16 protein-coding genes and 4 tRNA genes are annotated in these 21,414 nt (G+C 48.1%); 3 read left to right on the forward strand and 17 right to left on the reverse strand.

Translation table 11 applies throughout. The features are described 5' to 3' along the window. Window positions 1-23: 23 nt before the first annotated feature. The 16 genes from AC58QT_RS14090 to AC58QT_RS14165 all read right to left on the reverse strand — a co-directional run bounded on the left by AC58QT_RS14090 (window position 24) and on the right by AC58QT_RS14165 (window position 17,501). On the reverse strand, window positions 24-2,912 hold the full coding sequence (locus AC58QT_RS14090) for an exo-alpha-sialidase (RefSeq protein WP_497409522.1): 2,889 nt from the start codon (window positions 2,910-2,912) through the stop codon (window positions 24-26). 26 nt (window positions 2,913-2,938) lie between these two features. Further along, a complete protein-coding gene (locus AC58QT_RS14095; protein ID WP_497409725.1) occupies window positions 2,939-4,828 on the reverse strand; it encodes an exo-alpha-sialidase in 1,890 nt (629 codons plus the stop codon). A 436-nt stretch (window positions 4,829-5,264) separates the two neighbouring features. Continuing rightward, window positions 5,265-6,335, reverse strand: coding sequence for an aldose 1-epimerase family protein (locus AC58QT_RS14100; protein ID WP_497409523.1), 1,071 nt, complete (start codon window positions 6,333-6,335; stop codon window positions 5,265-5,267). Continuing rightward, window positions 6,332-7,387: a bifunctional heptose 7-phosphate kinase/heptose 1-phosphate adenyltransferase gene (locus AC58QT_RS14105; protein ID WP_497409524.1), complete on the reverse strand. Its 1,056-nt coding sequence runs from the start codon at window positions 7,385-7,387 to the stop codon at window positions 6,332-6,334. Before AC58QT_RS14105 ends, AC58QT_RS14100 begins: the two co-directional genes overlap by 4 nt. Beyond that, window positions 7,362-9,386 carry a GSU2086 family protein gene (locus AC58QT_RS14110; RefSeq protein WP_497409525.1) on the reverse strand — a complete coding sequence of 675 codons (2,025 nt, stop codon included), beginning with the start codon at window positions 9,384-9,386 and terminating at the stop codon, window positions 7,362-7,364. The genes AC58QT_RS14105 and AC58QT_RS14110 overlap by 26 nt, the downstream gene beginning before the upstream one ends. Window positions 9,387-9,425: 39 nt before the next feature. Further along, on the reverse strand, window positions 9,426-10,205 hold the full coding sequence (locus AC58QT_RS14115) for an HAD family hydrolase (protein WP_497409526.1): 780 nt from the start codon (window positions 10,203-10,205) through the stop codon (window positions 9,426-9,428). Window positions 10,206-10,224: 19 nt separating this feature from the next. Further along, on the reverse strand, window positions 10,225-11,199 hold the full coding sequence (locus AC58QT_RS14120) for an ROK family protein (protein WP_497409527.1): 975 nt from the start codon (window positions 11,197-11,199) through the stop codon (window positions 10,225-10,227). Then, window positions 11,196-11,828 carry a D-sedoheptulose-7-phosphate isomerase gene (locus AC58QT_RS14125; RefSeq protein ID WP_497409528.1) on the reverse strand — a complete coding sequence of 211 codons (633 nt, stop codon included), beginning with the start codon at window positions 11,826-11,828 and terminating at the stop codon, window positions 11,196-11,198. The genes AC58QT_RS14120 and AC58QT_RS14125 overlap by 4 nt, the downstream gene beginning before the upstream one ends. A gap of 370 nt (window positions 11,829-12,198) precedes the next feature. After that, window positions 12,199-13,377 carry an ROK family protein gene (locus AC58QT_RS14130; protein ID WP_497409529.1) on the reverse strand — a complete coding sequence of 393 codons (1,179 nt, stop codon included), beginning with the start codon at window positions 13,375-13,377 and terminating at the stop codon, window positions 12,199-12,201. A 52-nt stretch (window positions 13,378-13,429) separates the two neighbouring features. After that, a complete protein-coding gene (locus tag AC58QT_RS14135) occupies window positions 13,430-14,347 on the reverse strand; it encodes a dihydrodipicolinate synthase family protein (protein WP_497409530.1) in 918 nt (305 codons plus the stop codon). Between the two features lie 266 nt (window positions 14,348-14,613). After that, window positions 14,614-14,695: transfer RNA gene (locus AC58QT_RS14140), tRNA-Leu, on the reverse strand. Between the two features lie 15 nt (window positions 14,696-14,710). Next, window positions 14,711-14,782, reverse strand: a tRNA-Glu gene (locus AC58QT_RS14145). Window positions 14,783-14,955: 173 nt separating this feature from the next. Continuing rightward, window positions 14,956-16,698, reverse strand: a complete 1,743-nt coding sequence (locus tag AC58QT_RS14150; RefSeq protein ID WP_497409531.1) for a methyl-accepting chemotaxis protein — start codon at window positions 16,696-16,698, stop codon at window positions 14,956-14,958. A 142-nt stretch (window positions 16,699-16,840) separates the two neighbouring features. Continuing rightward, window positions 16,841-16,929: transfer RNA gene (locus AC58QT_RS14155), tRNA-Ser, on the reverse strand. Window positions 16,930-16,932: 3 nt separating this feature from the next. Next, window positions 16,933-17,008, reverse strand: a tRNA-Asn gene (locus AC58QT_RS14160). 19 nt (window positions 17,009-17,027) lie between these two features. Beyond that, window positions 17,028-17,501 (reverse strand): SprT family protein, encoded by a 474-nt coding sequence (locus tag AC58QT_RS14165; protein ID WP_310499770.1) that lies wholly within the window; start codon window positions 17,499-17,501, stop codon window positions 17,028-17,030. Between the two features lie 181 nt (window positions 17,502-17,682). On the opposite strand from AC58QT_RS14165, the gene AC58QT_RS14170 reads away from it, so the two are divergent. From AC58QT_RS14170 to AC58QT_RS14180, 3 genes are all read left to right on the forward strand, one after another. Continuing rightward, window positions 17,683-18,036, forward strand: coding sequence for a hydrolase/acyltransferase (locus AC58QT_RS14170; RefSeq protein ID WP_497409532.1), 354 nt, complete (start codon window positions 17,683-17,685; stop codon window positions 18,034-18,036). Window positions 18,037-18,109: 73 nt separating this feature from the next. Further along, window positions 18,110-18,274: a cortex morphogenetic protein CmpA gene (cmpA, locus tag AC58QT_RS14175; RefSeq protein WP_141692697.1), complete on the forward strand. Its 165-nt coding sequence runs from the start codon at window positions 18,110-18,112 to the stop codon at window positions 18,272-18,274. A gap of 278 nt (window positions 18,275-18,552) precedes the next feature. Next, entirely contained in the window at window positions 18,553-18,966 is a 414-nt protein-coding gene (locus AC58QT_RS14180; protein ID WP_497409533.1) for a hypothetical protein, read from the forward strand. Window positions 18,967-19,026: 60 nt separating this feature from the next. On the opposite strand, the gene AC58QT_RS14185 is transcribed toward AC58QT_RS14180, so the two are convergent. Further along, the gene (locus AC58QT_RS14185; protein ID WP_497409726.1) at window positions 19,027-21,207 is read right to left on the reverse strand and encodes a Tex family protein; all 2,181 of its coding nucleotides are present in this window, start codon (window positions 21,205-21,207) and stop codon (window positions 19,027-19,029) included. Window positions 21,208-21,414 lie beyond the last annotated feature (207 nt).

Here is a 21,414-nt window from a genome sequence, read left to right on the forward strand (position 1 = left end):
CAGGCGGTGAGGGCGCTTACTGCTTACTTCAATTTGTTCAAAATTCGGTGCACAATGATCGCAACTTCCGCTCTCGTTGCTTTTCCGCTTGGATTAAGCTCGTCGCCGCTGCCTTCAATAATTCCCGCTTTCACAAGCGTCGCAACACCTTCCAGAGCATAATCGGAAATGTCAGAAATATCATTGAATTTTTTCAAATCTTCCCCTGTGCCTGTTACTGGCAATTTCCCTTGTGCTTTCAATGCTCTATAAACAAGCACCATCAAATCTTGTCTGCTGATCTCTTCAGTCGGATTGAATTTGTTATCACCAGAACCTTCAATGATGCCTAATGCTTTGGCTACACCTAGTGACTGCGCGTAGTAAGCATTTTGGTCAACGTCATCGAAGTTGGAATCAACTTTCGCATCCAGTTTTAGAGCACGAACGACCATTGTCATAATATCGGCTCTGGAGATATTTTTCTCAGGTGAGAACGTATGCTCAGAAGTTCCTTGAATGACGCCAATTTCAGCGAGTGCGTTGATCGCTTCTTGGGCCCATGAGTAACCGTTAGCAACATCTGTGAATACTGGCGTTGTAGGTTTATCTTCAGGTTTAGGATTTGTTTCTGTACCAGTGCCTGTACCTGATCCTGATCCTGATCCTGATCCTGATCCTGATCCAGTTCCAGTTCCAGTTCCAGTTCCAGACCCAGACCCAGTTCCAGATCCTGTGCCACTTCCACTACCGCTATCTGATGCGCTAACGTTCACTGTCGCTGACGCCACAAAGCTTCCGTCCAGTGTTGTTGCTGTAATCGTTGCTTGTCCTGCACTTACGCCGGTCACTACACCGTTATTTACTTGCGCAATGTTCTCGTTGCTTGAAGTCCAGGTTACTTTCTTATTGGTTGCTTCACTTGGAGCTACTGTAGCAGTTAGTGTACTAGATTGTCCTTCTGTTAGGCTCAAGCTTGTTGTGCTCAGACTAACTCCTGTTGCGGCAACTGCAGCATAGAGATAGACACGGAATGCAGGATCAGTTGCTGGAAGCATATCCGCTGTTACGCCTGACGGAAGATTGTTAACATCAATCGTGCCCTTGATCTTTTTATCAAGTAACGTATTCTTCGTGCCGATATTCGTTTTAATCGACGCAACATCCCAGTTAATCGGCAACTCTACGGAAGGCAGAATCGCATTGTTTGCCCCCGACTTGTACGACAGGTAAGCTTTAACTGTGGATGGGAACAGTGCTTTGAGTTCTGCATCCGACGAATTACTATTTATCGACGCAGGAACAGCAATTTCACGATCAATGCTTTCGTATTCTCTGATGATATTTACAACATCACCTTGCTTAATCCAGTCCTCCGTAATTCTTGCGAAGGCAATATTTTTAAAACTGGAGAAGTTTGGATTATTGACGTCACTATCAAGCGAAGAGTAGAACCGGCTGTAACTGATCAGGATATCCCCGTTATCTGCTTGCGTAATCGCAGGATAATGGTAGCTTCCCATACTGCTTCTTGTATCCAGGGCAAGATGTCTTCTAAATTTCCACGTTTTACCTTCATCGTCGGAAAGGGCGACAGCCAACGTGTTCCGACTGGATTCTGTATCGACGTGAACAAATGCCCAATTTCCGTTCTTAAGCTGCAAAAGGTCATGCCCTACACCTGGATCCTGCAATTCAGGTACGTCCTTAACTGTGGACCAAGTCAATCCCTTATCTTTCGATTCGGAGGCCACCACACGATAAGGTCTTGGACCGTTATCACGCATATAAGCAACAAGTGTACCGTCACTCTTTTGAGCCATCGTCGCCTGAATGTTGGCTACCCCGACAATAGGCTCGCTCATTTCCCAACGAACCGAGTTGTCCGCAAGTTGTTTGGAAGGATCGTATTCCGTGAATGCCATGATGCTTAATTCTACAGAGTCTGAATACAAAGGCAGAATCAAACGGACTTTACCGTTGCCCAGAGCTACCTCATATGGCTTATCTTTGGTCTGCCAGCCGAAACGACGTGCATACGGGTAACCTGAACGATCTTGATAAATGACGTCAGCAACAGTCGGAGCGTACAAATATTTCGTTGGGTCGCCGCCGATAAGCTGCATCGTCTGTGCGTATAGCCCATCAAATTCAGGTTCATTCGCCTTACGGCTCATACCAGCTCCGCCTTCTGCAACTGGTTTAAATAAATACGTTTTTTGCTCAGCAAGCTTGTCTTTTACCGTTTTCACAAAACTTTTCGCCAACTCCGGACGCCCTACAATAGGGGCAGAAGCCCAAGATGGTCTATTTTGCGGTAAAACACCAGATCTTTCATCAAAAGAAATACTAATATTATCATCCGGACTATCTGGGTTAACTACACCGCCAATATTTTTACCAATTTTAATCCCAACATTATCGGAAAATGTCCAGTTCGGCTTGGCATTTCCAACTTTGTCAAACTCGTAGCTGCCTTTTTCGGCATAAGCATACATAGGTTGGGAAGATTCCCATTTACCAGCCAATACAGGATACCAGAAGAACCAAAGTCGGTCGCCGGAATCTACGTAGACGACAGGATTAATATCAGCAATATCTTGTGCATCGGTCACGACAAATGGTGTTTTCCATGTTCTTCCGCCATCAGCAGAGCGCGCTCCCATAATGCGTGTCGTCGTCGCATCTCGTTCGCCATTTCCTTGAAACCATACACATAACAACTCTCCGCTTGGCAATTCTACAATACTAGAACCATGTATATGATCTCCTGCGGCCCCATTATCCTTAATTGGATTGAAAATACTTACAGCTTTATCCGAATAGTTAAATGTTCCCGTAGGAGCAGCAGCCAAGGCAGCTGGCACAATACTTGTAACTGAGATCGCTGCACAAACTGTGAGTGTAGTTAGTAATTTAAATTTTCTTTTCATCTACATGACTCCCTTCAATAGCTAGCTTATCTAACTTCAATGATGCATTTATAAATGGTTCCGTATTTGTTGCTGACAGCCGTTATCATAGCAGTGCCCGCTTTAATGGCAGTTACAAGTCCAGTTGTTGGATTAATTGTAGCTACTGCAGGTGCGTCGGAAGTCAAAGTAAGTGTATTGATCGCTGCAGCTGATGTGCTCCCGCCTATGGTTAGGTCGTAATTGAGTGTTGTCGTACCTCCTACGTTCAGTCCAATCGTCGGTAAAGTTACATCCACTGTAGTAGGAGATTGCTGAGCACCGTAAGTTGCTGATATGACAGAATCAACTAGTGTTACAATTTCGTTGCTCTTAATTTTGGAGAAGCCAATCGATGCTAGACCAGGTTGTTTATACGTGTAGTTAAACAACGCGTTCCCATTATGATCAACCATAACCGATGGATATTCATAGGTCTCTCCGTTGTTCATACCGTCCTTAATCATAACTTGCTTCCAAGTTTGACCTTCGTCAGTAGAGCGTAACAATGTAAAAGAGCTTCTATTTCCGTCTTGTTGAGCCTTGACTACGCCACGTGCGGTCTCTTGATTTGTAGCGAGCAGCCAGTCGCCATTCGAAAGCTTGGCAAGTTCAAAGCCGCCATCGTTTTTCAAATTTGGATCGACTTTCGGAACACTCCACGTTGCTCCCTTATCGTTTGACTCTGAATATGTTGTATGCCATGCCATACGACCGTTTCGGCCATCTAACTTTCCGCTTCTAAAGTAACCGCGAATGGTACCATCAGCCTTTTCAATCAGCGAGCCTTGAATCGTACCTGATCCTACAATGGCATCACTAAATTTCCAAGTGATCCCTCGATCATCGGTATAGGCGCATACGGAATTGGATAATGAATCGGAATATAGAGGTAAAATTAATCTCGTTTTGCCATTTCCAAGTGACACTTCAATTGGTTTATTTTTGGTTTGCCATCCAAGTCTACGGTACATTGCTCCAAAAGCAGCAACGTTATTATCCGCACCCGCAGCGCGTTCGATTGAATTTTTAATCGCTGGCGGCTCATATTTGGAATAGCCACCACTGCCATTCGATGTAAAAACCCCTGTAGTAAGCAAATTGATGATTTCATTCGTTCTACCTGTATAGATATCGTCGTAAGGCTTCGCTGACTCTAAATAGGATAGATACTGATCATATTTATTTCGCATCGAGACAACAAAGCTGTCTGTAATATAACGCGTATCAGTAGGATTAAACTTAGAAGTTACGGCTACATACTTGGATGGATCAAGATAAGTAGCGTCGGTTACTGTCGTACTTACTTGATTTGGCAGTACATATTTGATTTCAGAACCTTTGATATTATAGTTCCACTTGCCACCAGAGAAGCCAGTCGATTTGCCAACCATTGGATCCCCAACATTTGTGTACAAAGGTTGCGGGAAGTGCCATTTCGGATTGCCGCCATCGCGAACGGTATACTCATAGCTGCCTGGATCTGCGTACATATATTTCGTTTGTGTAGATACCCATTGTCCGTTGTATATGACACCATAGAACAGCCATAATCTCGCTTGGCTATCTACAAAAAGAACCGGATTGTTATCTGGGAAATCCCATGTATCATAAACGACAAATGGTTGTGTCCAAGTTACTCCGCCATCATTTGAGCGAGCACCTAGTAATTTCGTTTGATTCCCGTCTCTTTCTCCAGCTCCACTAAACCATACAGAGAATAATGTGTGATCCGGCAATTCCACCATGGTGGAACCGTGATTGGCAATCGTGTCGAATGGCATCATTTTAGAATGAGTAATGCCTTCCGGTACTGGCGGCACTGCTGCATCCGCAACTACAGTACTAAATGAACCAAAAGCTAAACTGACAGTTAATAGGAGGCCTAAACATTTCATTTTCTTCAAATTGGGGCACGCCCTTTCATAGTGTTCTGAACCTGTAAACGTTTACATCTAAATCAGAGAATCTCCACAATTCCCTAGTTTGATTCCATAGACTGAATCCCCCTATGTGATTGGTTTGTTTTTTACACGAGGATCATAGCACAGCAGTTTTGAGCATTTGAATATCCAAATCGGCGTTTAAAGTACCGTTTTTCCACTATTTAAGCCTTGATTCATTTCTCCGCTATGATACAAAATGCCGTTCCTCGTTGTAGAAAGTGCCTCCATAGATATGTTCCATGTCTCCACCTCATGGTTCATATTTCTACTAGATTCATTTGACCTCATCGGTTGAGTCGTTTTGGCGTATTCACTGTGATGACAAAAAAACAGCCTATTCCCATGCTCCTTTTTGGAGCAGGTTATAGACCGTTTAGTAGAATCTCTTTCAAGTTTCAATACACTTATGCACTTTAATTCCTCGTACTTCTAACGCCAATTCATAGCTTACCGCTTCCCCAGGCTCAAGTGTGACGAGGGAACCTCTCTCTCGCTCCGCTGCACGTCCTTCCACCCAACAGTTAGCGGGTTCAATGCCTAGCACGTAAGTACCTGCACCTGGCATCTTCCACTGAACGAGACGGGGCAATGTGTCGGCTGACCAGGTAAGAGCCACCTCAATTCCGGGATTACCAGCGTTTAACGGGAAGTTAGGATTGCGAATGACAACGGATGCCTTACCGTCCTGTCTCCCCGCCATATCTGGCGTATGATAATAAACGCGCTCCCGGTAATTTACATCTGGCTCCTGAAACGTATCATACCCTTCCAGTGGCAGTTCTGACTCTCGGGCTCGCACCTGCCCGTTAGGGAATGAAATCGTCGTATGCTCATCCATCAGGGGAAAACCGAAATTAAAATGATACAGCATCATGTGCGGGCTAGGCTTAAATCCCCGATTCTCCACACGATCGCGGATCACAATTCGATTGTCGCCCAAACGGCTACAGATTTCACGCGTTAAACATAACTGATGTCCGAATATCGAACTCTCCTCGACGACTCCGCGAATCCGCATCTCATAGTCATCACCATGCCAGTTGCCCTCCGCCGACACTTGCCGCGCCGGAAGATGGTGAATACGACCGTGCTGGCCGCAAGCTTCCCCCTCATCTTCACAAGGAGATCCCACCTGCGTTAACCCGCAGGTCATAAGCAGTCCGCCTGCTGCCGTTCGCAGCCACTCTACACCGCGCGCATCGAAATAGGCGGGGTGGACATCACCGTTGGGCGATTGCCAACTCAGCGGGACCCCTGCATACTCCGCTAGCGATATATCCAGCCCTCGTGAAGCGGACACATAGTAGCATAAGCCAGCCCCTGTCCTTACTTGTATCTGCTCTGTGCCAGCTTCTGTTCCTTCCGAAAGCTGAAATCTGCGAATCCCGCCGACTTGCTCAATACGGCCAACCCTTGCTTCAAGTTCCCGCCTCGTCCATTTTTCCCCATATAGTCTCATGCTGGATCCAACCTCACACTTTCCAATATTTCAAGCGGCGTCGCTGTCCCGGTCATCCCAATCTTGCGGACGACAACTGCAGCGGCAGCATGTGCGAAAGCCATGGCTTCCATGCCATTTGAGCCGACCCCGAGTGCGCACAATAACGCGGATGCGAAGCAATCACCAGCCCCGACGATATCGAGCGGGGGCTCTGTCTTACGTGCACTTGTCCAATAAGCACGGCCCTTCTCAACCCAGAGCGATCCCTTATCTCCCAAAGTTAGACAGCATGGAGCCCCAGTATGCTCGGATAGCCTTCGTGCAGCAGACAGCCAGTGACTCCAACTACCGTCGTATGGATCTAGACTCGGCTCCGCCCAGCGAAGCGCTTCGATTTCATTCGGCTTGGCAATGATGCCCTTGAACGCTCCGATCCGATCGCGGCTGTCCAGCACAATGATTTTCCCCTGCTCCGCCCAATAGGCGAGCCGCTCTCGCACAGCTTCACCTACGACGCCAAAATACAATTGATCTGTTACCGCTATAATGTCGACAACTTCTGCCATCTGATCCAAACGCACCACCAACTGGCTAACTAGCACATCCGAGAGAGGCCGATGATTATTGAAATCAAGCCGAGGATCCTCTTGGAACGCCCCCTGTATGCCATGCCGAATCGGCTTGCAATAGGCCGGTGTCAGCCAATCGTCCACATAGAGCGAGTATCGGTCATCGATGCCGATCTGCTTGAAGGTATCTCTGAGCAAACTTCCGCGCCAGTCATTTCCTAATACGGAGCAGAAATATACCTCGCCGCAGCCGAGCGCCTTTACATTCGCCGCCACATTTCCTGCTGCCCCAGGCGAAAGAATTTCTTTCACAATCGGCAGCGGGTGATGCGGCGTTTCCCGTGAAAGTTCGCTTTTGGTCATATCTGCATGCCAGTAGATATCCAGACATCCGTCGCCGATCACGCCCGCCTTCAGCCGTGGAATGTGCTCCAAAATGCGCTCCGCACCACTGCTGGTCAATCCAGTGTACCGTTCAATCCCTAAATGATGTAACTCCATGTCTGTCAGCTCCTTGTATGCGAGGTAATTTGGCTGCGAGCTTTGACCAAATCGCCGGGATCATCGCTTGATGCAAGCCCTCAAAATGAAATCCTTTGCCCCCCAGACTGGTAGGCCTGTGAATTATGTTTTTGCGCGGACGATAATAGTAGTCCCAGTCCTCGTACCCGACCTTGCGGTGGTAGTCGCCAAGCTTCACGATATCGAAGTTTGCCGTTGTGATTTTCTCTAGTGGATAACCCAAATTTCGCGAAATCGATAGCGCTTTGAGGAAGACCTCCGGACCAGTAACCGTCGAACCGAAATTAGCGAACACACCGTCCTCCAATTGCGATACGGCATACGTATAGCTTTGAAAATCCAAGCCGCTGGCCTTGCCTTGAATGGAAAAATTAGCAGCTGGATGCTGCTGCACTGCATCTGTGCCTATCGTAATATGAACGGTATAGGGTATATCGAGCCTCATACAGGCTCCCAATAAACTTGCTTCCAAATAAGGGAACCTTTCCGGATGCAACTGCACATACGCTATCAAGCTGCGACCATAACCTAAGCCTTGCTCATAGCCAAGCCGTAGCGCTTCATGCAGGTACTCACCTGGCTCCCGCCACATGCCGAAACGACCTGCAGCCAATTCTCCATCATCGGCTTCTTCGGTTCCGCCGAAAGCCGCCAATTCAAAATCTTGGAATGCGCATGCGCCATTCACAGCAAGATGAGTGATCCAACCATTCTCCAACAGATCGATCAAATAGCGATTCACACCGCTGCCAATCACGTTGCCGCCCAAGGAAACAAGGACCCCGGACTTCTTAGCTTGCGTTTCTGTCCAACGTCCGATAAAATCAAGGAATTCTACGTCATCGGTGACAGGCTGGCATGCCTCATAAGAGTGATTATCAAGTGCAGGCAGATCTTCGATCCTCAGGCGGTTTATCCGATCTTGTATGTTGTGCAGCTTGAGCCGTTCAGGCATTATTTTCGCAGCACGGTTGCGAGCAATGGGAGGAAACGAAACATCAAGCTCTTCCTTCCGCTTCATGATACGATGAAACAATTGCGGTATCGTCATTTGATGAAGCCCGTTAAACAAGTAGCCCTCCCCTCCGATTTGTCCCAATCTGTCCAAAAAATTACGTCTAGGCCGGTAATAGTATTCTGACTCCTCTTCCGTTGGCTGGATATCAGCGTAGACCGGCAAAATGTCGAAGTTCGCTGCTGTTATGCCCGCCATGTCTAACCCTGTGTTGCGGCAAATGCTCAATGCCTTCAAAAATAGTTCCGGACCTGAAATCGCCGAGCCGAAATTAAGAAATACGCCGCCATGTTCCAAACCTGCAACAGATTCGCACATTTTATGAAAATCGATTCCGCTTGTTCGTCCTAACGCCTCAAAATCGACGATCGGATGTTGATGAATAATATCTGTGCCGATTGAAATATGGCAGGTATAGGGAACGCCCAGAACCTGGCACTGCGCAAATAAGCAATCTTCGAAATGAGGGAATTGTTCCGGTTGCCGTGCCAAATACCGGTATAGACTCTCTCCGTAGCCAAGTCCTAAAGTCGCGCCTTGCTGGATCGCTTCATTCATAAAGCGTCCCGTTTCTTCCCACATGCCAAACGAGCCGTCCTCAATCGAGCGCGCCACATCCTCCGATGTTTCCCCTAGGAATGCGAGCTCGAAGTCATGAATACTCGTCGCTCCATTGCCGGATACATGGGTCAGAATCCCAGCCCGCACCATTTCAATGATATAACGAGACAAACCATTCTTAATCACATGTGCGCCCATCGACCAAATGACAGGCTTACCGGCAGCCCTTGCCGAAACAATGCGTTCAATTAATTCATCGAACTGCCCCTCCATTCGCTTCGAAATTTGCCAATCAGGCAATGGGTCCGCAAAAGGATCAGCCATATTTTTGATGGTTACAAGATTTGTTCGGTTATACACAGAATTTGTTTTCACATTTGCGAAAGATATACGTTGTTCCACTAGGATGAGCCTCCTACTCTTCTTCTTCGCTTTCACCCTCTAGAGGCCAAGCCATGTGATCCATTGATCAATATTTGTAAAATCGCCGATAATAACATCCGCTCCGGCCACCAGCAGTCTTTTCTCCTTCAACGGATTCACGCCTTCACGAACGGTTTCATCGCTTGCAAGCCCAACAGCCAAGCTTCCGATTTCTTTCGCTAAGCGAATTTCGACTTTCCCGTCTCCAACAACAGCAAATTCGTGTCCTGACAGTTTTTTATTCTCAATGAGGTCCTTCATCACTTTCTCCTTGGAGCATTCCGCCTTGCCTACCGGAGCCCCCCATATTTCTCGAAAGAAGGACGAGACACCTAGCACCTCCGCTTCCCTAACGACATCCGGATGGTCTGTCCCGCTTGCCACATACATCGCCACGCCACGATCTTGAAGAAGTTGCAGAAATGCGATCGAGCCCTTCATTAAATAATCATCTTGTCTGAGCTCACCTGACGCCATGCGATTGATTCGCTCATGTACAGAAAGAAGCAGCCTGCGGTTATACTCCGCCTTGTAAGCCCATTCGTCCAGCACCTCAGGATTCCAACCTTCTGCCGTCGTCTTTTCTTTCAACCAGCGCATTTGGAACACCGTTTGAATGCCGGTCGATTGATCGATATAATCGGCGATCTCCCTGTCCATTCGGAGATTCTCCTCCTCCGTTAACTGCTGGTTCCCAACAATGCTTTCCTTCATAAAAGGAACCATAACTTCTTCCCATCCAGCTCGCAATGTAGACAGTGTGCCATCAAAATCGAATAATACAGCTTTTATTGTCATCTTTGTCTATCCCCTATCTTTATTCATTCTGCAACGTATATAACGCCACCGATAAGCTGGCGTAATCACCCACCTGCTCGCCGAGGCCTGCCGGAACGATGCGGCAGACAGACAGGGACAGCGGAATCGCCTCTCGCCGCAGTTCCTCAAGCACAATCGGCTCCAGAATCGCTTGTTGCCGGGCGAATATACTACCAATCACGATGCACGCTGGATTGAGCAGATCAACAAGCACGGCCAGGCCGCGTCCGAGTTGTTTGCCAACGACGCGATAGACGTCTAGCGCGAGCTCATCGCCCTGCTGTGCAGCTTCGCCTACCGTCTGCGCAGTTACGCCGTCCATATCCGCCTCCGTGGGGCTGAACGTCGGCTTACCTCCCTCACGCAGGCTTTGCAGTGCCATCGACTTCGCCAATTGCGCAATCCCGCCTCCGCTGCAAAAGCCCTCAAAAGAGCCTGCCTTGCCGTAGCCGACTGGCCCGTCCGGCTCCAGTCGGATGTTGCCGACCTCTCCGCCCATATCATTCGTCCCGGCATACAATTTGCCGTTAAGAATAAGGCCGGCCCCCATACCTGTGCCAAATGTAAGAAACACCATATTGCTGGTCCCCTGCCCCGCGCCCCACTTCCATTCGGCCAATGCGCAAGCGTTGGCATCATTCTGCAAACCTGTTGGCACGCCGTATCGCTCACGAAATGGACTTACAATGTCGATTGAGTCCCAACCTGGCAAATTAGGCGGCGACAGTACGAGTCCGTCCCTACTGCTCAGCGGACCTCCGCAGCTGATGCCGATCGCTGTCAATTTGTCTAGGCTATGCTTCACCATGAGTTCATCCAAAGCCGAAATAAAAGCAGCAATTGTCGCTTCGGGCGTGGACGGCGTTGCGAATTTAACTTTATCGACAATCTCAATCTGTTCCCCGTTCGCTCTTCCTAAGCTGAGCGCGCATTTCGTCCCTCCAATATCGACTCCGGCCAAGTAGCTCATCATTGAAAAAATTCCTCCTCCAGCAACATGCAAATGGCATGATAGATCGGTAAATGCCGTTCCTGAATGTCCGGTGTGCGATCTGACGGCACACGAATGGTCACGTCACACAGCTCATTCATCCTGCCGCCGCTTTGACCGGTTAAGCCGATTGCCGTCAAGCCTTGGACTTTCGCAACCTGAATAGCACGCACGACATTAGCAGAATTCCCGGACGTACTTAGGCCGAGTAGAACATCTCCCTTCACTCCGTAACCGTAAACCTGCTGTGCGAATACCGTTTCTGCGCTCACATCATTGGAAAATGCGGTCGCAAGCGCCGTATGACTGACCAGCGATATGGCAGGCAGAGCCCCTTGCAGATGGTCAGCAATAAAATGTCCTTCACCGGGGTAACGCTTCTCCAATTGATCCCGAATTTCAGACGAGAGCGGTCTTTTGGACATAAAGCCCTTCATGAGCTCGCCAACAATGTGCTCACTATCTGAAGCGCTTCCACCATTGCCGCAGACTAGCACTTTTCCGCCTCCGCGATAACAATCGCTTATGAGCTCCACTGCTCGCTGGATATCGGGTAGACAGGACTCCAGCTCAGGATATTTCACAATCATTTGATTCAATATTTGACTCATAGTTGGCCTCCCCAATAATTTCTTAATGATTAAAATAATTAATCAAAATAAACGGCTACGCCGTCCTTGCTGAACATTCACTGTAAAACAAAGGACAATAGGTATACGTAGTCCTGTTCGGAAATATCGGACCGAGGGTTTCCTGCCGCCACCTCCATTAGTCCGATATTACCGATCTATTTTCACTATCGGCGGCTATAATCGTTCATTAGTCCGATTTTGCCAAACTAAATCGTCCCAAACGGACGTCATCAGCGAAAAATGGTCATTTAGTTGTGTAAAATCCAACTATTCATGTTTTTTCGCACGATTTCGCCGATTTAGTCAGGAAATATCGGATTAACGTCATTCCAATGTCTTGTACCCCGCCTCATGCGTAACGTCCAACTAAGCTTAGAATTTCCACAGGCCTTGAGATCAAGGCTTCAAAAACGGCAGCTGTCGCCCCCATTGCACTTTGCGATGAGCCAAACGTTGATGGCCGCAATAGTACTCGTTCTTGGGCGAAGGCGTAAATCCGATTCCTCATCCGATCTTGGATTTGTGGCAAATAGGAGTTCAGATACGGATATAATCGACCGCCTAAGATGATCACTTCTGGATCATACATATTAAAGATATTCACAAGCGCCGTCTCTAAATACTGCAGAGTCGCTTCTATACATGCACAAGCATCCGCCTTATTATCCCGGACATCGTGCATGAACGCATCCAGATCGTTGCCCCCCCAGCGGCGAAGGATGCCTGGGATCGATCCCACCGTTTCCCAACACCCACGATTACCGCATTCGCAGCGGATCCCGTTCGGCTCAATGGTCATATGCCCGACCTGCCCGTACAAGCCATTCGCACCTCGTACGATCTCGCCTCCAGAGATGACACCCCCCCCGATGCCAATCCCCATCGTAATACTAACAAGGTTCATGCCGTTTCTCCCGAACCCGTACCAGCCTTCGGCAAGTGCAGATGTTCGTGCATCATCCTCGATGATCGTAGGTATGCCATAGCGGCTTTCGAGCACTTGCTGCAAAGGATAACCGTCCCACCCCTCGAAATTGGGAGGATGAATCAGACTGCCTCTCGCGTAATCGATCGGTCCAGGAATACCAACGCCCAAACCTAAGATTTTTTTGCCATCCGCTATAACTTCGTTCTTGAGCAACTCCAGTTTAGGCCCGATGATGGAAAGGAACCCCTCCGGACCCAATGCTGCATCCATATTGCCGTTCATCGCTTGCAATTTGGTACCAGTGAGATCGGTGAGAACGAGTTCATAAGAGGTTCGCCCTATATCCAATCCAATGATTCGGTAATAATGCGGATCGAAGGCAAGCAACACCCGTTTGCGCCCGACTGACCCTGTCCCCGACACCGACTGATATTCGCGAATGACCTTCGCTTCAATGAGTTCATGGGTGAGGTTTGTTAAAGTCCCCGAGGTTAATCCTGTGCTCTCCACCAGCTCTATCCGCGAAATCTGATTGTGCTTCCATATATCCTTTAAAATGACTGAAAGATTGTGCTGTTTCACTTGCTGCAGGTAAATCATTTTGTTGGTTCCGATATTTTATTCACCCTCATCTATTTTCTTAATCATTATGTTAATTAAAATTATAGAAAGAGTCTAGCTCGTTTGTCAACTGCTTGACATAAGTAATGAGTTCATCCGCAACACGCTCATGGTAAGGGTCGAACAGTAAAATTGGCTCTCTAACAAGAGGGGTACTATATATGCCTTGCTTATATAAGAGTCGTTTGAAAAAGTGAATCGACACGTCCAGATGCTGGTTCGCAAATGCTAATACAGGCAGTAACCGATAAAAAAGCTGTACAGCCTTCGCTCTGTTCCCTTCGGTGTACAATCGATATATTGCGGTATACAGCTCATGCATGCCTGTGGGCATAAAAGCATGAATACCGCGGTCCAAGCCTTCTATAAACTGTGTCACCGCCCATCCTCCAGCCACATGCAGACCGCCGCCGGTCGCTTCAAGGACTTGACTATACTTTACGCCAGCAGGAACGACCTCGATTTTGTAGCTGCGGAAAACCTCAATTTCACGGAACAGCTTGGCGATGAGCGGCACAGGCACACCGAATCCGGATGGGTCCCAATCTTGCAGCATCAGAAAACCTGGCTTAACACTTGCCATCTCCCGCACATCCCGCTCATATTGCTTCTCATCCTGATACGGAATATTTGCCAGAATACCGGTACAACCCAGTTTAATAAATTGCTCGGCAAAATGGAGCCTTTCTACAGATGAAGCAGCTGTCGCTCCTCCGATGACAGGAACACGTCCACCAGCTTCTTCGACGACAGCGCGGGTCATACGAAGCCTTTCCTCCGGCGTAAGCTTATACAGTTCCGCAGCTAGACCTGGTACAAGAAAGCCCACGACTCCTGCTTCCATAGATAATCTGACATTGCGCCGCAGTGATACTTCGTCAAGCTCGTTCTGTATGGTAAAAGGGGCGTTCAAAACCGTAATAATGCCACGCATAGATAAGGGATCCATCTTCGTCTCTCTCCTCTAATAGTAAGGTAAACCAAAGGCCCTCCCGCGAGTGGACATTGGTGCAACCTCAGTATACGGTCCAGACAAAGAGATGAATATCACCAAATAACCATGACATGTGCCATTATTCCACCATTTGAGAAAAGTTGGGAAATAAGTTGAAGAAGACCAAGACCTACGCTAAAGAACAACCCAACGCCGATGCACTCTCTGTATAAAACAAAAGAACCCTTGATAATCAAGGGTTCTTTCTTATAAAACTGGGATGCGGTCGGAGGGATTTGAACCCTCACGCCTTGTGAGCGCCACCCCCTCAAGATGGTGTGTCTGCCGTTCCACCACGACCGCAAGAGAGAAAAACAATGACCCGTAGGGGACTCGAACCCCTGTTACCTCCGTGAAAGGGAGGTGTCTTAACCACTTGACCAACGGGCCATATCAAAAGTCAATTGAACATTTCAGCCCGTTAAGGACGACAAGTGTTATTATAAAGGATTCTCCCTTCTTTGACAAGCCTAATTCTTGGAAATAAAGCCAGCTATAACGGACAAGTTAGGAGTCCCCATGCCCACGCAACAATAAGGACGAGAACCCCCTAACTCCACACTTTATTTGATTTTAAAATAAGACACAGATTCGTTCAAAGTATCCACGACAGACTTCAACTGTTCCGATGCAGCAGCGATATTCTGCATCATGGCAAGCTGCTCTTCTGTTGCTGCTGCTACGGTCTGAGATCGCACGAGAATCTGTGACGAACTTGAAGCTGACTGATCCATGGTCGCCGAGATTTCTTCCGAGCTAGCCGACATTTGCTGCGTGATGGCCGAGGTCTCGTGAATCTGCGTGACAATGTGCGTCACAGATTGCATGATCGTCTCAAAGCTCTGATTCACTTCCTGCATCATTTGCGAGCCCGTGCTCGCTTCCTGCTTCGTCGCGTTCATTGATTGTGATACGCTCTCAATCTCGACTCGCGTCTCGTGAATTAACTGATTGATCCCGTCAGCGGATTCGATCGATTGTGAGGCCAGTTTGCGGATTTCTTGTGCAACGACATTAAACCCTTTGCCATGTTCCCCAGCTCTAGCTGCCTCAATGGAAGCATTCAACGACAAGAGATTGGTCTGATTCGCAAAGCTCGTAATGCTAGATGCAATCTGCCCTATCTCATCCGACTTCCGAGTTAGCGATTGTACCGTCATCGACAACTGCTCGACTGAGCTCAACATATTTACAATTTGATGCTGCAGCTTCGAGAGTAACTCATTCCCAAGTGTTGCATGCTGAGAGGTTAAGGATGAATGATCCGCCATTACACTTGAATTCTCCGCAACGCGTTGAATCCCAATCGCCATTTCCTCAATCGCTCGGCTAGTCTCTTCACTGCTTCTTGCCTGTATTTCGACTTCCTGGGTCATTTCTTGAATATTCGAAGCCACATGCTCAGCAGCATGGGCAGACTCTTTGGAGCTATCTGAAAGCTCTACCGAAGCATCATGCACGAATTGCGTATTATGCGCGATCGTGCCGATTAAGCCCTTCATTTTCGCAACCATATGATCAACCGATTCTGAAATCTGTCCTAATTCATCCTGCGAGTAGGTTGCCTGAGGCTCATGACGCAAATCTCCAGCAGCAACTTTGCCTGTAATCGTCAAAATCCTGCGAACCATAAGCATAATTTTCTTAATCACCCATCCGCCAGCTCCAAACAGAAGGACGATGATGATTCCCACACCCGCATAGACGCCTTGTGCCGTTTTGCTATTTTGCTGCTTAATATCACTGATACTTTGGGTGGCATATGCGTCTAGAATTTCTCCAATAACATTCAGACCCTCGCGTCCCTTTTCAAAGGTAGCCGCCAACTTCGTTTCATTTAATACCCCTTTACCAACATTCCCCGCTTGAACAACAGCATTTGCCTCTTTGCTCCACTGATCGAAGGATGCTTGAAAGCTCGCTGCGCTTTGCTCAATCGTCACCCTTGACTCGGTATGTGCGGTCTGCAACAATTCTTTCATTTTTAAAATCGCAATTGCCTCTCCGACTCTTGTATTCGTTTGATCAATATTGTCCTTCAACACCTTCAACTGGCTTGTCTTCTCCTCCGCAGTCAAAGTGCCCGATACCAACAATTGATAGGCCGTTAAAGCTTGGTACATATCACGATCAGCATTCAAAATGAAAGAGGTACTCTTCTCCGTCGTCTCATACAAGGAGGAGCTCAGCGCATCCGTATTCGATTTGTTTAGCTGCAATAGATATACACTCGTACCTAAATATAAAAGGGAAGGAATCAATAGCAATAAAATGAGCCGTACGCGTATCGAAAATAATTTAGTCATCGAGAATCCTCCATCGTGAAGCTTTTTTTCCACTATAGAGGACAAACATTTAACACTTATTAGAAAATTGTTAGAATAGGTTGAGTTTGAGATGAACAAAAATAAGCCCAACGGCATGAATGCCATTGAACTTATTTCGTGACGGAGAGAGAGGGATTCGAACCCTCGCACCGCTTACGCAGTCTAATCCCTTAGCAGAGGATCCCCTTATAGCCACTTGGGTATCTCTCCATATGGCTCCCCGAACAGGACTCGAACCTGTGACAACTCGATTAACAGTCGAGTGCTCTACCAACTGAGCTATCAGGGAATGAACAAGTATTATTTTATTATGAAGGCGCTGTTAAGTCAAGTGTGTACGATTTCAATTTCCCTCTACAATTTCCACAAGCAAATTTACGGACATCCATTTTACGTTTGCGAAAATACTCTGTCTTGCAATTCACACACTCTAACCTATATTTATAGGGCTGTTTCGCCCGGGGTCGCGGTAAGGATTGGCAGTATCGGGTACCTCCGACTTGGGCTAGCAACGTTTTGAAATCCTGATCCCGATGCTGATAGCCTCGCTTCAAAATATGCAAATGATAATGGCAAAGCTCATGCTTGATGATCTTCTCGATTTCATCCCGCCCATAGGTCTCCCACTGGCTCCAACTGATCTCAATATCATGTGATTTCATAAAATAACGCCCACCCGTCGATCGTAATCTTCGGTTAAAACGTGCCTGATGAACGAAGGGCCTGCCGAACGATTCCATTGAAATCTGCTCGATCCATTGCTGCAGCTCACGATCTTCCATAACGAACACTCCCAATGACAAGTCAGGAACAGGACTCATGACAAGCCTTAAATACTTTGAATACCAACACATAAATACTTCAAAAGACAAGTTCTTACTTGAATTTGTACCGTATGTACGGCTATACTGTCAAGTAGAAAAGAAGATCGAATGCTCTATACAGAAAGGATTTGAACACCTCATGCCACAAATGCGCTATGCGATTTTGAAGCTTGACCAACAGCTAGAGTTCGTCGAAATGCCTTCCTCCTATTCTTATCAATTAACGGCTTTGAACCAACGTTTGCACAAAGAATTAGAGAAATTAACGGCTGATCATGTGCCGCAGCTTCCACGCGTTATTGCGGAATGTGACGACTTGGAATTGATCGGTACGACTTATACGCTTATCCAAGGCCTGGACTACATCAATGGTTTGGAGAGAACGTTCGCTGGTATCCAAGAGAAATCGTACCCGCTGATCTCGCTGTTGACTGAAATTCGTGCTTTGCAAGCTCAACTTGAGCAATGGTACGAAGAGGAATTTGATCTCTAAACAATCGGGACCTGCACCCATTTCCCTCATTCTTCATATGCTATAAGTACATGGCGAAGAAGGGGATGGGCATATGCCACAATGGCTTTGTAATCAATTAATGCGTGCCTTCCAGAACAAAAACCGCAGACAAATTCGATTATTGAACGATAGCTGGTACTTTTACCGCACTCGCCGCTCACAAGAGGAGTGGCCTGATAGCCAATCGACGGACGGACCGAGTAAGCGTAAATTTTGATAAAAAAGCTAGTACTTGTGCCACAAGTGCTGGCTTTTTTGCCATGGGTACATATAACCCAGATTGAAAGAGTAACATGGGATACCTGACTTGTAGAAAGATCCAGAAAAAACAGTTGCAAATTTGAAATGTGCCCTCTATACTGTAAATAAATGTAATTATAAGTAACCAGATAGAACATAATACCAAACTTTGAGTGAAGCACACTCGAACTTGCAGATTGATCTGCAGTTCGTTTGTGCTTTTTTTGCTTTTGGTAAAAAAGGAGGATTCGGGACATGGAGCAAAATAGCAGCCTAAGGTTACGCAGAATGCGTGAGAAGCATCGTCGAATAGTAGGGTTGCAGGCAAAGTTAATTGGAGTAGAGCAGGTGGAGAAGCATGAGCATCTGAAAGTTAGAAATAATGTTCTCCTTTTGGAACAACACACTACATATAATGCAAAGCCCCCAAGCATCACTGAGCTTGAAGCGGACGTGTGGGAGTTGCGGAAACAATTTATCCTTCAGATCGCCAATCGGCGTAATGGCAAAGTTCGGCTTGTCGATGTTGCTGCCGAGTGCAATGTGAATATACGTGTCGCTTCCGAGTGGCTCATTCGCCTCTCTACCGAAGGGACGCTCTCCCTTATTGCTGGTCAGCAGCATACGATGACTTATTTGGTGAAGGAGGTGGGTGGTGCTCAGAAATAGGTTCAAGTTGCACGCAAAAAAGCAGTTGGGAGCGAACGCCCAACTGCCATAATTAACCTGCTATTGCGGTTTCTTCATCGTTAAACCGACGCGGCCTTTTTTCTGGTCCACGTTGAGTACCCACACTTGGACGATGTCTCCAACGGAAACCACATCCATCGGATGTTTCACGAAGCCGTTCTTGAGCTGGGAGATGTGCACCAGCCCATCGTTCTTAATACCGATATCGACGAAAGCACCGAAGTCGATGACGTTACGCACCGTGCCGGTCAATTCCATGCCCGGCACAAGGTCTTCCAGCTGCAGCACGTCTGTGCGGAAGATCGGCGCGGGGACTTCGTCCCGCGGATCCCGCCCAGGCCGCTGCAGGCTGTCTAGGATGTCCCGCATCGTCGGGACACCAACGCCAAGCTTCGGAGCCAGTTCCTCTGGCTCCAACGTCTGCAGCAGCGCTAGCAGCTGCTGAGAGCCGAGCTGCGCAAGCTCGATGCGCAGCTCCTTGAACAACCGATCCACCACGTCGTATGACTCCGGATGGATCGGGGTGTTGTCGAGCGGATTCCGGCCGCCGGCAATCCGCATGAACCCGACACACTGCTCGAAGGATTTCGCGCCAAGGCGCGGAACCTTCGACAGCTCCTGGCGGGAGCTGAACTTGCCGTTCTCCTCGCGATACTTCACGATGTTCTTCGCAAGTGTCGCATTGACCCCTGACACGTACGAAAGCAAGGACGGGGACGCCGTGTTCAAGTCCACCCCGACATGGTTAACGGCCGATTCCACAACGGCCTTCAAGTTCTCGTCCAGACGTTTCTGCGAAACGTCATGCTGGTACTGCCCGACGCCGATTGCTTTCGGCTCGATTTTCACAAGCTCCGCGAGCGGGTCCTGCAGCCTCCGCGCGATCGAAATCGCGCTGCGCTCGGCCACGTCGAGCTCAGGGAACTCCGTCTGCGCCAGCTTCGACGCCGAGTACACGCTCGCGCCCGCTTCGCTGACGATCAAGTACTTGAGCTTCCGCTCCTTGATCTCACCGATCAGCTCCGCAACGAACTGCTCCGTTTCACGGGACGCCGTCCCATTCCCGATCACAATCAGCTCCACGCTGTACTTGCTGATCAACTGCTTGAACTTCGCCTTCGCTTCCGCCACCTTATTATTCGGTGGTGTTGGGTAGGTGACGGCGATTTCAAGCATTTTACCCGTGTCGTCGATGACGGCCAGCTTACAGCCTGTCCGGTACGCCGGATCGACACCTAGCACCACATGGCCCTTAATCGGTGCTTGCAGCAGGAGATTTCGCAGATTTTCCGCGAAAATCTTAATCGCCTGCTCCTCACCCGCTTCTGTCATTTCACCGCGCACTTCGCGCTCGACTGATGGAGCTAGCAGTCTTTTATAAGCGTCTTCAACGATGCTACGCAGCACATCTCTTACGACCGAATCGCCTCTTACGATTTGACGCAGCATGAAATCGTGAATTTTATCCGGTTGGACATCTAGACCAACCTTCAAGATTTCTTCCCGCTCCCCGCGATTAATCGCGAGAATACGGTGCGGCGGCAGGCGCTTGACAGGCTCCTGATAGGAATAGTACATCTCATAGACCGATTCTGCCTTCGCATCCTTAGCCTCTGTCCGCATAATGCCGTTATCCTGCGTGTATCGACGCACCCAGGCCCGTATTTTCGCATCATCCGCGATATTCTCCGCTAGGATATCCATCGCGCCTTGGATCGCCTCAGAAGCGCTTCCAACCTGCTTGTCCGCGTTGATGTAACGCGAAGCCTCTTCTTCTAGCGAGCCTTGACGAGGCTGCTTCCAAATCCACGCTGCGAGCGGCTCCAATCCGCGTTCCTTCGCAACGCTGGCTCTTGTTTTCCGTTTCTGGCGGTACGGTCTGTAAAGATCCTCGATTTCCTGCAGCTTCACAGCACGTTCAATTGAACTGCGCAGCTCATCCGTCAGCTTGCCCTGCTCATCAATCAGACGAACAACCTCGATCTTACGATCCTCGAGATTACGCAAGTACTGCAAGCGCTCCTCGATATCCCGCAGCTGATTCTCGTCGAGTTCGCCCGTCATCTCTTTCCGATAACGTGCAATAAACGGAATCGTGTTGCCCTCATCCAGCAGCTCCATCGTCGTTTTTACTTTGCCGGCAGGCAGCTGTAATTCAGCGGAGATTTGTTTCAGGATCCGTTCCTGGATCTCCGCTTTCTTCTCTGCAGAAACCTGGATTTTCTCCTTCGGTTCCTCGTACTCACTTGCTTTTGGGTTTGCTATATTCTCCGCTGCTTGACCTTCTGCCGTTCCAGCGCTTGCTTTTGCCTTTAGTCCTTCTGTCTCCACATTTGCCACAGTCATACCTCTCTTCTATTGATCGAAATATAAGACTTTAAATGTTTCACATCAAATTTTGGTTATATTTTTGGATAAACGCAATCG

The organism is Paenibacillus sp. J31R109, from assembly GCF_059692055.1.